Annotated in this window: 10 protein-coding genes and 1 pseudogene; 9 read left to right on the top strand and 2 right to left on the bottom strand. The window is 41.4% G+C overall.

Annotated features, from left to right (window positions below; translation table 11 throughout):
- From AAG807_RS00055 to AAG807_RS00030, 6 genes are all read left to right on the top strand, one after another.
- Positions 1–1,572: a T9SS type A sorting domain-containing protein gene (locus AAG807_RS00055; protein ID WP_341899650.1), complete on the top strand. Its 1,572-nt coding sequence runs from the start codon at positions 1–3 to the stop codon at positions 1,570–1,572.
- Positions 1,572–3,431 carry an alkaline phosphatase D family protein gene (locus tag AAG807_RS00050; RefSeq protein ID WP_341899648.1) on the top strand — a complete coding sequence of 620 codons (1,860 nt, stop codon included), beginning with the start codon at positions 1,572–1,574 and terminating at the stop codon, positions 3,429–3,431. The genes AAG807_RS00055 and AAG807_RS00050 overlap by 1 nt, the downstream gene beginning before the upstream one ends.
- A 347-nt stretch (positions 3,432–3,778) precedes the next feature.
- A complete protein-coding gene (locus tag AAG807_RS00045) occupies positions 3,779–4,456 on the top strand; it encodes a Fe2+-dependent dioxygenase (RefSeq protein WP_341899646.1) in 678 nt (225 codons plus the stop codon).
- Positions 4,457–4,549: 93 nt separating this feature from the next.
- Positions 4,550–5,362 carry a methylated-DNA--[protein]-cysteine S-methyltransferase gene (locus tag AAG807_RS00040; protein WP_341899644.1) on the top strand — a complete coding sequence of 271 codons (813 nt, stop codon included), beginning with the start codon at positions 4,550–4,552 and terminating at the stop codon, positions 5,360–5,362.
- A 57-nt stretch (positions 5,363–5,419) separates the two neighbouring features.
- On the top strand, positions 5,420–6,166 hold the full coding sequence (locus AAG807_RS00035; protein WP_341899643.1) for an OmpA family protein: 747 nt from the start codon (positions 5,420–5,422) through the stop codon (positions 6,164–6,166).
- Positions 6,167–6,317: 151 nt separating this feature from the next.
- Positions 6,318–6,935 (top strand): OmpA family protein, encoded by a 618-nt coding sequence (locus AAG807_RS00030; protein WP_341899640.1) that lies wholly within the window; start codon positions 6,318–6,320, stop codon positions 6,933–6,935.
- 138 nt (positions 6,936–7,073) lie between these two features.
- On the opposite strand, the gene alr is transcribed toward AAG807_RS00030, so the two are convergent.
- Both alr and AAG807_RS00020 read right to left on the bottom strand, forming a co-directional pair.
- A complete protein-coding gene (gene alr / locus AAG807_RS00025) occupies positions 7,074–9,362 on the bottom strand; it encodes an alanine racemase (protein ID WP_341899639.1) in 2,289 nt (762 codons plus the stop codon).
- On the bottom strand, positions 9,359–9,934 hold the full coding sequence (locus AAG807_RS00020; RefSeq protein WP_341900758.1) for a thymidine kinase: 576 nt from the start codon (positions 9,932–9,934) through the stop codon (positions 9,359–9,361). Before AAG807_RS00020 ends, alr begins: the two co-directional genes overlap by 4 nt.
- A 177-nt stretch (positions 9,935–10,111) precedes the next feature.
- On the opposite strand from AAG807_RS00020, the gene AAG807_RS00015 reads away from it, so the two are divergent.
- From AAG807_RS00015 to AAG807_RS00005, 3 genes and pseudogenes are all read left to right on the top strand, one after another.
- Positions 10,112–10,885, top strand: a complete 774-nt coding sequence (locus tag AAG807_RS00015; RefSeq protein WP_341899637.1) for a hypothetical protein — start codon at positions 10,112–10,114, stop codon at positions 10,883–10,885.
- Complete coding sequence (locus AAG807_RS00010) at positions 10,878–12,161, top strand: M20/M25/M40 family metallo-hydrolase (protein WP_341899636.1); 1,284 nt, start codon at positions 10,878–10,880, stop codon at positions 12,159–12,161. The genes AAG807_RS00015 and AAG807_RS00010 overlap by 8 nt, the downstream gene beginning before the upstream one ends.
- 404 nt (positions 12,162–12,565) lie before the next feature.
- Positions 12,566–15,059, top strand: a pseudogene (locus tag AAG807_RS00005) (T9SS C-terminal target domain-containing protein); the annotation flags it as partial.

Here is a 15,059-nt window from a genome sequence, read left to right as displayed (position 1 = left end):
ATGATTCAAAATAAAATGCTTTTAGGGCTTTGTATTGTCTTTGCACAAACAGTAACAGCTCAATGCGATACGACAGACGTTTCAGGTAATATGATCGTTAGTAGTTCCACTTTTATGTCGGGAGTATATCGAATTACAGGTAAGTTCCAGGTAACAACAGGAACGACTGTTTTTGTACAACCCTATTCAACGAATTCTTGTGGTTCTTTGGAAATAATCGCATCTGAAATTGTGATTGATGGGTCGATCAATGGCGACTATGCTGGATTTCCCGGAGGTACTGGAGGAGCACCTGGACAAAGCGTGAACAGTTTGACGGGCGACCAGACGGCAATTAATTCATGTTCTAATAAGGATAATACAGGATTGGTCCAGTTAAGTGGAGGAGAGTCCGGTTTACCAGGTTCTGGTCCGGGCGCATCTGCTGCATCTTTAGCAGGAGGAATTGGATCAGGTCCGAAGCAAATTTGTTTAAATTCATCTGATGAGCCGGGAATGATTGCCGGTTCTGGTGGTGCCGGTGGTGGTGCCGGAGCAAGTTATGGCGGTGCGGGTAGCACCGGAGGAAATGGTGGAGCCGGATCATCTGATTATGTAGCAAGCGGATTGAGTGTTTCTTCTGCTTATCCGGTACAAGGTGGAACAGGTGGTGCTAGCGGATCTGCTGGCGCTGTATATGGAACACTTTCCGGAATGGATATCCAACTAGGTTCCGGAGGAACCGGAGCCGGAGGAGGTGGAAGATCTTTTGATATCGGATTAGGAGGTGGAAACGGAGGAAATGGCGGTGGTTCTGTCATTCTGCGCGCTTCAACTGATTTGGAAGTCTCCGGAACGATTTCGGTAGATGGTGCAAACGGTCAGGCAGGTGGCGACGGCGGTAACGGCGGTGCAACAGCTAAATGTTGTTCGGACGGATGTGATGATTGTGGTGAAGCAACGCTTTCTACCGGTTCAGGTGGTGCAGGAGGAGCAGGTGGTGGATCCGGTGGTGGAATTCTTCTTTTTGCAGATTCCAATGCATCAATTACAGGAACTCTTTCCGTAAAAGGTGGAAATGGAGGTGATGGAGGAGCGCGTGGAAATGGCGTTTCTTGTAACTACTCAGCTACTTTTTGTGGATCACAGTCTTTGACTTCAAATAATGGAAATCCCGGACAACCAGGTGGAGCTGGTGGTGGCGGTCGTATCAAAGTGTTCGTTCCGATTTGTTCTGCAGCAGTAATAAACCCTACAACAGCACTGACTGCCGGAACAGGGAATGGTTCTGCAGGTAACGGGACTTACTTCCTTGGCTGTAGTGAGTTATCGGTAATGGAATTGGCTTCTAGTTACAAATTGGATATTTATCCGAATCCGACTACTGATCAAGTATCCTTGACAACAAGCTCATTGATTGAAAACGCAGAAGTAAGACTAATTGATCTTTCAGGAAGAACAGTCTATTCAAATCTACATAGTTTATCTTCAGATCCGATCACTATTTCGTTGGAAAATTTGTCTTCAGGAACTTATCAGTTATTCCTTAACTGGGAAGGAAATTCGATTGTGAAAAAACTAATTAAGAACTAATGAAGCAAATCATTTCAACTTGCTTGATTTTGTTGGGGCTTCCATTTGTGGGAATCAGTCAACATAATCCAAAATCGGTAAATGCGTGTTTAAAACCGTTTTATCATGGAGTTGCTTCCGGAGATCCTTTGTCGGATCGTGTTATTTTGTGGACACGAATTACTCCCGAGAATGGAAGTAATTTGCCTCAGATTGTAGAGTGGAAAATTGCAAAGGATTCTTCATTTACAATTGGAATGCAAAGCGGTGTGGTATTGACAGACCAGTCAAAGGATTACACGGTGAAAGTGGATCCGACAGGATTGCAGCCGAATACAACGTATTATTATCAATTTAAATCCGACACTTTGAAAAGTGTTATCGGAAGAACGCGAACAGCTCCTATTGGAGATTGTGACAGCTTGCGCTTTGCAGTGGTATCTTGTGCAAATTTTGAAGCAGGTTATTTCAATGTCTTCGCAGCTTTGAAGGAACGAAACGATTTTGATGCGGTCATTTGTTTGGGGGATTATATCTATGAATACGAATCAGGGGGATACTCTCCCAATCCGACGGTAAATAGACAATGGGAACCTGCCAATGAAATTCTTTCCTTATCGGATTATCGAGCGCGTTATTCCACCTATCGACTGGATGATGACTTACGTGATTTGCATCAACAATTCCCGATGATCGTTGTTTGGGATGACCATGAGACTGCAAATGATGCATGGATGAATGGTGCTGAAAATCACCAGACAAATGAAGGAAGTTTTACTGCACGGAAAGCTTCAGCTAAACAGGCTTTTTTTGAATGGTTGCCTATTCGTGTTACGGGAACTACTGATCCTTATCAGATTTTCCGAGAGATTAAATACGGAGATCTGGTAGATTTGATTATGCTGGATACCCGTTTACATGGAAGAGATGTTCAGGCTGGAACAAGTGGAACAACAGTTACTGCAACTAGCAGGCAATTATTGGGAGCAGATCAGTTCACATGGTTGGGAAATCGTCTTTCTCAAAGCACAGAACAATGGAAGGTGATTGCTCAACAGGTGATGATAGCGCCATTAACCTTATTTGGTGCAGCGTTGAATGGTGATCAATGGGATGGCTATCCGGCAGAAAGAAATCGGGTTCTAAACCATATTTTGACTTATAATATCAAAGATGTAGTGGTTATTACAGGTGATATTCATTCCTCATGGGCAAATGATATTCCGGGATCGAGTTATAACGGTTCAACAGGAAGTGGTTCGGCAGGAGTTGAGTTTGTTGCACCAAGTGTTACTTCTCCCGGTATGAATATTCCGGGTGGGGCATCGGCTTTGATGTTGGCAAATTCACATATTAAATATGCAGAATTGTCTGCTCATGGATTTGTGATGTTGGATATTAATAAAGTAAGAACGCAGGCAGACTGGTATTACGTGAATACGATTGATAGCAGAAACTCGGGATTCTCTTATGCAAAATCGTTTAAAACAACTCATTTGTCCCGGAATCTGGAATTGGTGAACGCAGCGAGTCTTCCGCGGAATTCGATCCAAGGATTTCAAACGCCGAATTGTCCTTATTATCCTTATATCCCTCCTAGTACAGCAGGTTTGAATGAGGACATGCCGGTTATTCTTAGTCTTTTCCCGAATCCGGCTTCTGAAAACTTGTTTTTGAATATCAGTTTCCCGTTTCAGGAAAACAGTGAAATCTTCCTGATAGACAATTCCGGAAAGAAAATTCAATTAAAAGAAACATGGAAAGCACAAGCAGGTTCTTCGCAATGGATGTTTGATATCCGTGATCTATCGGCAGGAACCTATATCTTGTACATAAAGAACGGAACAAGTTACGTTCAGGCAAAAGTGGTAAAGAATTAGTAGTGTTCAGGAGAATAATAGAAAGAAGTCCGCTACTTGCGGACTTCTTGTTTTTTAAAGCTTTATTTTTTTGTAAAATACTTGTTTTCCTTTTTGCATTTCAATAACTGCGCTCTGATTTTCCTCATACACATGCATATTTAGTATCCGTAGACCTGCTTCGGTAGTGAAATTGTATTAGAAGACGATTTTTAAGTGGCGATGATTGCTTTTTTTAGGGAGAAATCACTTGGAAAGAAGAGTATTTTCTGTAAGCAATAGGTTTTTTCCTTTCAGACGATTATTTTCGTTTCCACAAACGGATTCATTTTTTTGAATGGGTTCCTGTATATGAAAAAACTAACTTTATGACTATTCAAAATACCTATTTGACTATTCCAGGATTGCTTAACAAGGAGCAGCTGCAACAAATTGATATGCTCAGTGCGCGATCGAATTTTGAGGATGGTAAGAAAACAGCTACTGCCGCCGCTCGGGAAGTGAAAAACAATCTTCAAATGGATATGCAGAGTCAGGAATATGGAATGATTCAACAGATCTTGCTACAGGCACTCAACGGAAATATGCTGTTTCGGAATGCTGTTTTATTAAAAACTATTTATCCGTTTCTTATCAGTACTTACCGCACGGGAATGACCTATGGATGGCATGTGGATAGTCCGTTGATGGCCAATATGATGCGTACCGATATTGCGATGACGATTTTCCTAAGTAATCCGGACGAATACGAAGGTGGCGAATTGGAATTGCAGACAGGTTCCGGAACCGTACTTTACAAATTACCTGCGGGTGACGCAGTTTGTTATCCCTGCACACAATTACATCAGGTTCGTGAAGTAGTGAGTGGAGAACGTCGGGTGGCGGTGACTTGGATACAAAGTCTGGTGAAAAGTGCTGATCAGCGCAAGATCCTTACAGATATTCAGGAAGTGATAGACGAACTCCGCAAAGAAGATTTGATTTCAGAACCAGCCAATGTACTGCAACAAACCCATAGTAACCTGATACGCATGTGGGCAGAGTAGACGATTGACTTTAGCGGTAATTTTACTTTCGGGAAAATAACAGGATCAACCCTTATCTTTCGTCATTTTTCCCTAATTTTCCGTCTGATTTCCATGGATAACGACGTATCATATAACATTCAACGCATGAATATGCTGTTTTCAACGCTGAAATGGATGATTGATTCTCAGCAAATTGGAATTTCGTTGGAAGAGTTATCCAAACAATTGGATTTGGGTGAATGGGAAACTCAACACCTTTTTCAGGAGTATTTGGGGAAAGATCCGATTCGGTTTGTACAGGATGCATTTTCACCATCTTTGGCGTTGACAAATAAGCAGGAAACACAACTTTCTATTTTTGATTCGTTTGATGATGAAAGAAAAATAACTTCTCACATTGATTTGGACATCCAGCTATTGGACGAAGCTCCTGCAGAAATATACTACTCCCTATTTCCCTACTTTTTAGGAACGGTTTTTATTGCGACTCATGAGTCCGGAATTTGCCAACTAACCTTCGAAGATACCGAAACAGGTTCGATTCGACTAAGAAGGGCTTTTCCGAAAACGACCATTCGGGAAGAACGAACGGAGTTGCAGGAATTGGCCTATCATGCTTTGATGAACTATTTCGTTAAGACGGAAGATATTCCCGTTATTCCGGTGGGAGTGAAAGCAAGCTCTTTTCAAGTTCAGGTTTGGAATGAAATTCAGGCACTGGGAAAATCTGAACTGGCAACTTATGGAACGATTGCCCAGAGTTTGGGTGATCTCAATCTATCCAGAGCAGTTGGAACAGCCGTAGGTGCAAATCCGATTGCTTTGTTGATTCCATGTCATCGGGTTATTCATAATACAGGAAAAATCGGAAACTTCCGTTGGGGAAGTTGGCGAAAACGAGTATTATTGGCGATTGAAAAATAAGAAGTTCAATCATGTAACAAAATGAACCGATCATCGTTTCTCCTTAAAACGGAAACCATGAAACTAAGCCTACTTTTCATTCTGTTAACTCTTTCAATCCAATCTGTTTTAGCTCAAACCGAAGTTCAGAAGGATTCCATTGCCGTTTTGTTTGCTTACAATCAATCGGAATTACTCGATGCAGATAAACTGATCACACAATTGCAACAGATAGATGCTTCATCACTTTCATTCATGAGATTGGTTGGCTATACGGATTCAACGGGATCTTTAAAGAGAAATAAGGCCTTGGCTGAAGAAAGAATCAAATCAGTTGAAGTCTTATTGCAAAAAACAGGACTAAATCGGATTCGAATAGAAACCGTAAATGCCAATGAACTCTCCGGATCTCGAGCAGTTCCGGATGACTTAAATAGAAGGGCAGATTTGTTGTTCTATGTGAAAAATACACCACCGAAATTGCAATATGAACTCAATAAACCACTCAACTTGAATATCAATTTCAAAGGTGGAACGGCAGACATTCTTCCCGTTTCTTATCCGAATTTGGAAAAATTGAAGAATGTGATGCTGGAAGATACAACATTGCAATTGAAGTTGAATGGACACGTTTGTTGTGCCGATGATATGCAATTGTCTGTCAAACGCGCTTATGCCGTGATGCGTTATTTGAGTTTGAATGACATCGATTACAAACGCATGTCTGCGGAAGGCTTCAGCAACAGCATGGAATTAGTTCCTGATGATTCGGAAGAGCACATGTCCATGAACCGAAGAGTGGAAGCGATTTTTTATCGGAAATAACCTCTAATACTTTGAATAGATGAACCGCTACTTACTTTTTGTTTTTATAAGTTTTTTGTCTTCAGCCTGCTTTTGTCAGAAAGAAATGCGAAAGGATTCCATAGCTATTTTGTTTCTGAACAATGATGTTAAGATCATTAATAGCAAAGTCTTGGAAAATAAATTAGCTAAAATAAAGGAACCCATTTCCAAAATTGTTCTGGTTGGCTACACTGATTCCATTGGTAAAGTTTCAGACAATCGCATTCTGGCATCGAGACGAATTCAGACAATTCAAGCCTTGCTCCAGGATTCGAAATGGAAAGAGGTGAAAGTTGAAACAGTAAATGGAAATGAAACAAGCGGATATCCGTCTCCAAATTTGGTATTGAATCGAAGGGTAGATGTATTAGTTTTTACAAAAGTTGAAGATAAACCTTTGGTCGTTGAATTAGGAAAACCTATCAATCTGAATATTAATTTTGAAAATACAAAGGCAATTATATTGGAAGAATCACTTCCTAATCTGAAGAAATTGCTCGACATCATGTTGGCAGATTCCACGTTATATGTAAGATTAAATGGTCATGTATGCTGCATGAGTGCTCATGAACTTTCTTATGAGCGCGCCAATACGGTATTGGTCTATTTAAATAAACACGGTATTGCCCGTTCAAGATTGTATGCTGAGGGTTTTAGTAATACGAAGCCATTAGTTCCTGATATATCAGAAGAAAATCGGGCAATCAACAGAAGGGTAGAAGCGATTTTTCACCGGAAACAAGAGTAGGTTTTTTCTCCCACGGAGGAAGTACACGGAAGATTTTACGAGTATCCTTATTTTCCCGATTGAAATCTTCTTTACTATCAAACAGACTTTTCTTCTGTGTACTTCAGTGCTCGTCCGTGGGAAATATTGAAGCAGAATTTACTCTTCTACATAAACCCGGTGCATCCGTTTAGACAATCCGGTCATCACTTCATAGGGAATCGTATCCATTGCCTTGGCAAAAACGTCCATCGGTTGGTTTTGTCCGATGATTTCTACCGGATCGTTGATTTTCGCATTGACGGAACTGATGTCCACCATGATCATGTCCATACAAACCCGGCCAACTACCGGGCATTTGATTCCATGGATAAAGACCGAACCTGCTCCGTTACTTAAACTGCGTCTGAAACCATCGGCGTAACCAACAGGAATAACTGCAATCGTTAAATCATCCAGCGCTTCATACGAACAACCATATCCGATGAAATCTCCTTTCGGGACAGCTTTGATCTGTGAAATCGAACTATACCAGTAAACACTTGGTTGTAAGGATGCTTTTAACTCTTTGTTTTCGGTATAACCATACATGGAAATTCCCAAACGGATGAGGTCATAACAGTATTCGGGATAACGCAGGGAACCTTCTGAATTGAGAATGTGTGCAAGAAAAGAATCGGAACTATTTGCTCTGAAGTATGAAACGATCGAATCAAAAGTTGCCAACTGCTTTTTGGTGAACTCACTGTGAATCGGATTATCGGCATCCGCTAAATGCGAATAGATTCCTTGGATCTGAACTTCGGGCTGGGAATTGATAATCGCCAGAACACGTTCCTTATCTCCCGGAGCAAATCCCAAACGATGCATTCCGGTATCGAACTTCAGGTGAATGGGATACCCTGAAATATTGCGGTGGATCAATGCTGTAATAAATTCATCCAATTGCTCGAATGAATAAATTGCCGGTTCCAGGCGGTATTCAATGATCAGATCACTGTGCTCCGGATCGGGATTCATGACTACAATGGAAGAGGAAATCCCAATTCCCGCTTTGCGTAATTCAACACCTTCATCTGCAAAAGCAACTCCAAAATTCCGAATACCGTTCTGTTGCAAAAACGAAGCAACTTTATCGGCTCCCGATCCATAGGATGAAGCTTTCACCATCGCCAATATTTTCACCTCCTTGGGCAATCGGGATTGATAGAAGGAAACGTTGTGTTTGATTGCACTTAAATTCACCTCGACAATCGTCCGGTGTTTCAATGCCTTTCCTCTGGCTACTTCGTATTCAAAAGCCCGGTCACGATGTGCCTTGACAAGAACTACAGAGTTATGAAAATTTTCCCAGGGAATGGATTTCCCTTCCGGAATAAAATGAAACTCATCCGGGTTGAAGGAAGCGATTAGTTTCTCAATCTCCAATCGTTCATGCGCATGCTTTTCAGACAATCCGATGACCACAATCCGTTTTTTATCCGGTGCCAATTGACGCTGATGAATTAAAGCTTCGCTTAAGGCATCCAGATCCAGGTTATATGTATCGTTGATAATGGTATTTCCATTAATTCCTTCAAAAACTTCCATGCGTAAGGCAAGTGTCGGAAGTGAATCAATCCGTTCTTCAATCTCTTTCAGTTCAAATTGCAGGAAAGTCAGGAATGTTTTCAAAACACCCAGCATTCCGCTATATCCACTGGGGAAACGATGATTCTCGTATGGGGGGCAAACCTGGAAATTTCCGGGTAAGCGATTTTCCAGATCGGCAAATGTATGAGGGATGAATGCTAAGCGGCATTCACGGAAGAGCACCCATTTTTCCAACAAATGTTCTTCGTTATGGGCAAAGTTTTCGCGATGTGCTTTTCCAAAAGCGGTGAAAATCCCATAATCCGGTTGGATCATGTTCTGTAGCAGGTTCATTTCACCCGGCTTCGAGATTCCGGCTTCTATAAAAGCAATGGAAGCATGTTCGTGCATTTCCAAAAGGGATAAGGCAACTCCCAATTGCGAGTTGAAACTCTTGGGACTCCTAACTACTTTAAACTTGTCTGAGATACAATGGAAAATCCATTCCTTAAAAGTCGTTTTTCCAACGCTTCCGGTTATGGCAACAACGGGATATGTGAATTGTTTCCGGTGATGTGTTGCTAATTTTTGCAATGCAATTAATGGGTCTTCCACTTGGAAGTAAAGCGCATCCGATTGAAATTTCGCTCCACTATTTTTCGCAATCACGAATAAACGAATTCCTTGTCGGTACGCATCTTCAATGAACTCGTTTCCAGATCTTGAATGACCTGTAAGAGCGAAAAAAAGAGCACCTTTTGCTTGTTGAATTTTGCGGGAATCGAAGTAAACATGTGTGATGGATTCCGAAGAGGAACCAATTACTTCTGCTTCAAATAGTGCAGCACACGCTTCAAGGGAATAATTTAATCTCAATGCTCAATTTTGTTGTAACAACTGCGACAAAGCGGTTCGTATTTTTCAACTGCTCCAACCAATACCTGCCCTTCGTCCTGGGTTGTTCTATGTGAGTACTGTGCTAAGTTACCACATGAAACGCAAATGGCATGTACTTTCGTAACATATTCTGCGATGCACAAAAGGTCTGGCATCGGACCAAAAGGCTTCCCTAGATAATCCATATCCAAACCAGCGATAATGACACGCACACCTTGCTTCGCCAAATCAGTGCAAACCTGGATCAGACCAGCGTCAAAGAATTGGGCTTCATCAATGGCAACGATGCGTTCCTTCTTCCAATGTTTGAGAATTTCCTCAGAATTGGTTACCGGGATTGCTTCCAGGGAAGATCCGACATGGCTGACCACTTGTTCTTCATGGTAACGATTATCAATAGCCGGTTTGAAAAGCAGCAATTTTTGCTGTGCAAATTCCACGCGTTTCAAACGACGAATCAACTCTTCTGTTTTTCCGGAAAACATCGATCCGCAGACCACTTCAATCCACCCGTTTTGTCTTGCTTCAGAAGGAATTTGCTCTAAAAACATCATTTTTCAAGGTTATCAACAATCCAATATAAACAACTATTCGGTTTCGAACGGAAAAACTGTTTCCTGAATTGTAATTTTATCCTACAAAAATTGTGATTTCCCGCGTCTTAAAATGAATGGGGTTTACAAGTTTTAGCAAATGTTGAAAAATTTCGAAATACTGGAAATATGGAAATGCACGCACTACTCGAAGAAATTGCAGCTTTATTGGTCAAGATAATGTCGGGAGAAGCCACTGTCAATGAGTTAGAAGCTTTTGCAGCAGCTACGAATCAATTGAATGAGCGCGCAATTATTTTGCGATATAAAGCGTACGAAGCAAATGTTTATGGAAACACAGTCTCCGAAAAATCAACTTCAGAAGCGCCGGTAATTGTCAAAGAAGAAATTGTTCCTGTTATTGAAGCTCAGGAATTTCATCCGGAACAGGAAGAAGAACCTTCTTTTGATTTGTTTGGAATGGATAACGAGGAAGAAATTGAAGACGAAGTTGCTTTTGAACTGATTGAGGACGAAGTAGAGCAGGTAATCGAAGAAGAACCGATTGAAGACGTCATTGAACCCGTTCATCATCAGGAGGTAGTGGAAGAAAAAGAGCAGGAAGCGCCTGAACTTGCTTTTGCAGCACCGATTGAAAATACGCAGGGTTTACATCCGATCTACGGAAAATTGAATTCCAACGATGGAACTTTGGCAGCACGTCTGATGTCTGTCCGATTGGAAACATTGAAAGGAGCTTTTGGATTTAATGAGCGTTTGCAAATCATTCAGGAGCTTTTTAATGGCTCAAATGATGAATTCAATAGTTTAATTGACCAATTGGAAACGATTCCTTCGAAAGAACAGGCAAGGTCTTTGGTAAGCAGTTATGCAAACAAATATCATTGGGATGCTGAAAGTCAATTGGCAATCGAACTGATTCAAAAAGTAGAACGCAAGTATGCATAAATCACTCCTTATTCTCGTATTCCTGCCGTTCCTTGGATTTGCCCAGGTGGAACAAGGTCGCTTGACAGCTGAAAAACTATGTTCTCCGGCTTTTCATGGTCGGGGATATGTCAATGGAGGAGATTCACTTGCTGCGAATTTCATTGCAGAAGAATTCACAAAAATGGGCTGTTCTTTTTTTAAGAACTCGCCTTTTCAACCCTTTCAATTCAAAGTGAACACTTTTCCAAATAAGATGGCTTGTTCTGTCAACGGAAAAGCACTTATTCCCGGAAAAGATTTTGTGGTCGACCCGGCTTGTCCGGCATACCAGGTGGATAGTTTGAAAGTGTACCGAATTTCCGTGGAGGAATTATTCAACGGAAAAAAGCTAAAGAATAAAATTAGTCAGGCGGCAATGAGCCAATCGAAAACGGCTTTAGGGTTTGCATTTCATTTCAGCTTATGGAAAGGAGACACCCTTAAAAAAGCACAGGAACTGGCTAAGGTTTTGGGAGAATCCATGCCGATCATTGAATTGGTTGATACCAAGTTTACCTGGAGCGTGAGCCAGGACCAAAGTCGCGCCCCATTGCTTCAAATCCAATCAAGCGCAGTGGATGCATCATTGGATGAATGGATTTTCCAGGTGAAAGTGGATGCAAAAGTGGTAAATCATACAGCCAGAAATATCATTGCTTACGTTCCGGCAAAGAAGAAATCAAAGAACTATTTTGTATTCAGCGCACATTACGATCATCTGGGTCAGATGGGTCAGGAAGCATATTTCCCGGGTGGAAATGACAATGCTTCGGGAACTGCTTTGTTGTTGGAAATGGCGCGTTATTATGCGAAAAATCCGGCTGAAGTGAATATTGTTTTTATCGCATTTGCAGGAGAAGAAGTTGGTTTGCTAGGAAGTAAATACTACACTGAAAATCCGATTTTCCCGCTGAAAGAAATTCAGTTCCTGTTCAATTTGGATATTATGGGAAGTGGCGAAGAAGGAGCAACTGTTGTAAACGCAACTCTATTTCCGGAGCAATTTGAAGTCTTGAAATCCATTAATGAGAAGCAACAGTATTTGCCAAAAGTAGCTTCGAGAGGACCTGCTGCAAATTCAGATCATTACTTCTTTACCCAAAAAGGGGTTCCAGCATTTTTCATGTACACGATGGGACCAAACAAGCATTACCACGATGTGTATGATACCTATGAGGAATTGAGTTTCAATAAATTCAATGGTATTTATCAGTTGCTGATCGATTTCGAGAAAGTGATTTGCTGGAAGAGGTAAAGAAGACTCAAGACGTAAGACCAGAGACAGAAGACAATGTCTTGAGTCTATAGTCTTCAGTCTTTCTAAAATTACGTCAGTTCCTTTACCTTCCAACAAGTACACAAAAACAACCTTTTCAGGTATTTGAGTAGATAACTTCTGAAGCTACTTTTGCTCTATCAGATTATACGTTGTATCTGACATCAAAACAAAGTATGCTTCCAGAAGGAGTTGTTTCATATATAGGTTAGTTTTAGGTAGGTTAGTTTTCGTTTCCTTCTGAAGCAGCTACTGCTACATAACATAGGTTACCCATAGTCGGTTAGATGAGTAATGAGACAAGGACAGTATTTCCTTGTCTCATTGCTTTTTTATTTCGCCCCAAATTTGAGTATATTCACTCGCAACTATTTATGAAAGAAATGCGATTATCACTTGTTATAGGTTTTTTAATTTGCTCGAAAGTATTGTTTTCTCAGGCGTACCAAGGTGTGGAGAAGATAAAGAAACCCATTCTGACAAAAGCAGCCAGCTGTGCTCCTGCAAATAAAACCACTTATTTGGAATACAATAATGTGCGCGCCATGGTGCATACAGCGGGAAACTTGTGGCAAGTTCCGGGTCAAAATTTCTCTCAATATGAAATTCCTAAGAATTCGAAAATCATGTGTTTTTTCACTTCTGCACTGTGGTTGGGTGGAACCGATGTGAATGGACAATTGAAATTGGCGGCTTTGCGTTATCGCCAGGGACAGGATTATTGGACAGGTCCGCTTGCCAATACAACTGCTGAAATTGATCCAAGCGAATGTTTGAAATACGATAACCATTTCACTTCAAGTAAAGATTTGGTGAGACAATTTGATGCCTGGTACAATGCAGGAGTCGCGGATCAGCAAAACGGAACAAGCTTGCAAGCGAGCAATTTTCCAAACTATCAGGTTCCCGAATTTATCAAGAATTGGCCGGCTCATGGAGATTTATCCAAAGGCCAGGATTACAATTTGGCTCCTTTCTTTGACCGCGACAATGACGGTGATTATGAATGGCAAGAAGGGGATTATCCTTGGTATGATATCAATGGAACGAAAGATTGCAAAACAGACAGAAGGGTTTCGCTTTATGGCGATTTCAATATGTGGTGGGTCATGAATGATAAGGGAAATATCCATACCGAATCCGGTGGTGAACCGATTGGAATGGAAATTCGCGCCCAGGCTTTTGCTTTTGCAACCAATGATGATGTGAATAACATGACCTTCTATAATTACGAATTGATCAATCGGGGAACACAAACCTTATACGATACTTATTTCGGAGTTTTTGTGGATGGTGCTCTCGGAGATCCGTTTGATGATTACGTGGGCTGTGATGTCAGCCGAGGATTGGGTTATTTCTACAATGGAGATGCAGTTGATGGAGATAATCAGGGTTTTTATGGTTATGGTTCGAACCCTCCTGCTTGTGGTGTCGACTTTTTTGAAGGGCCTTATCAGGATAATGATTCCATAGATAATGCATTTGGAATTGGTTCGGGAGAAGCGTTGAACGGAATCGGTTACGGAGATGGAATCGTAGACAATGAACGCTATGGAATGCGTCGCTTTTTGTATTACGTAAATTCGGGAGGTGGAGCAAATCCAAATCAAACAGATCCCACCAATGCAGCGGATTATTATAATTTCCTAAGAGGAAGATGGAAAGATAACACCCCGTTTTATTACGGAGGTAACGGACACATTTCAGATCCATCCGTTAATCCGAATGTGACTTGCGATTTCATGTTTCCGAATGATACCGATCCTTTGGGATGGGGAACGGATGGAGTTCCACAACCGATTTGGACAGAGCAAACAGCGAATAATTTACCCTATGACCGTCGTTTCTTGCAATCTGCTGGTCCGTTTATCCTAAAACCGGGTGCAGTGAATAATATTACGGTCGGAATGGTTTGGGCAAGGGCGTTAGGAGGAGATCCATTTCAATCGGTAAATAGTTTGCAATTGGCAGACGATAAAGCGCAAGCCTTATTCGAGAACTGCTTCCGTGTGCTTGAAGGACCTCATGCGCCGGAATTGACAGGTCAGGAATTGAAAAACGAATTGATTCTCTATTTATCCAATGGTTCTGCATCCAATAATAAGAAGGAGGATTACTCTGAATTTGACCCCTTTATCGTTACAACTGTTCCGAATGCGGATAAACATTATCGTTTTCAAGGATACATGATTTACCAGTTGAATAAATCCAATGTCAGTGTTTCTGATTTGGAAGATCCGACGAAAGCCCGTTTGGTAGCTCAGGTGGACCTTCAGGATGGAGTAAAGAGATTGATCAATTTTGAATTTGATGAAAATCTTCAGGCATCTTTCCCGGTAGAAAAAGTAAAGGGATCTGACCTGGGAATCAGTCACACATTCAGAGTGACGGAAGATCTATTCGCTTCGGGAGACCGCAAGTTGATCAATTTCAAACGCTACTATTTCATGGCTATTTCGTATGCTTATAACAATTATAAAACCTACGATCCAAGTGATCCGAATGCCATTGACGGGCAGAAAAAACCTTTCCTGGGAAGTCGGAAAGCAGCAATCGGTGAAGTAAAAGCGCTGGAATTGATTCCGCATGACCCGGCTCCTGAATCCATGGGAACGATGCATTTGTCTTCCTATGGAATTACTCCACGAATCACACGCTTGGATGGAACCGGAAACGGAGGAAGAGAATTGCAATTGACTACCGCATCAGAGAATGCGATTGTTTCCACTGGATTCAAGGATGAATTGGAATACGACTACAACGGTGGACCAATCAACGTGAAAGTTGTTGACCCATTGAATGTGGTAGGAGGTTACTATGAGTGTAAGTTCCGTGACTATGTTGGACCATCCGGAAACGGAAATGCAGCAACAGAGA

This window comes from Fluviicola taffensis DSM 16823 (genome assembly GCF_943372375.1).
Classification (GTDB): Bacteria; Bacteroidota; Bacteroidia; order Flavobacteriales_D; family Crocinitomicaceae; genus Fluviicola; species Fluviicola taffensis_A.
Note: the sequence above shows the minus strand (reverse complement) of the source record. Positions and strands in the feature narration are given on the sequence as shown.

Excerpts from the sequence above, each read along its gene's own strand:
- AAG807_RS00055 (WP_341899650.1), top strand. The coding sequence starts at position 1 with ATGATTCAAAATAAAATGCTTTTAGGGCTTTGTATTGTCTTTGCACAA.
- AAG807_RS00050 (WP_341899648.1), top strand. The coding sequence starts at position 1,572 with ATGAAGCAAATCATTTCAACTTGCTTGATTTTGTTGGGGCTTCCATTT.
- AAG807_RS00045 (WP_341899646.1), top strand. The coding sequence starts at position 3,779 with ATGACTATTCAAAATACCTATTTGACTATTCCAGGATTGCTTAACAAG.
- AAG807_RS00040 (WP_341899644.1), top strand. The coding sequence starts at position 4,550 with ATGGATAACGACGTATCATATAACATTCAACGCATGAATATGCTGTTT.
- AAG807_RS00035 (WP_341899643.1), top strand. The coding sequence starts at position 5,420 with ATGAAACTAAGCCTACTTTTCATTCTGTTAACTCTTTCAATCCAATCT.
- AAG807_RS00020 (WP_341900758.1), bottom strand. The coding sequence starts at position 9,934 with ATGTTTTTAGAGCAAATTCCTTCTGAAGCAAGACAAAACGGGTGGATT.
- AAG807_RS00015 (WP_341899637.1), top strand. The coding sequence starts at position 10,112 with ATGCACGCACTACTCGAAGAAATTGCAGCTTTATTGGTCAAGATAATG.
- AAG807_RS00010 (WP_341899636.1), top strand. The coding sequence starts at position 10,878 with ATGCATAAATCACTCCTTATTCTCGTATTCCTGCCGTTCCTTGGATTT.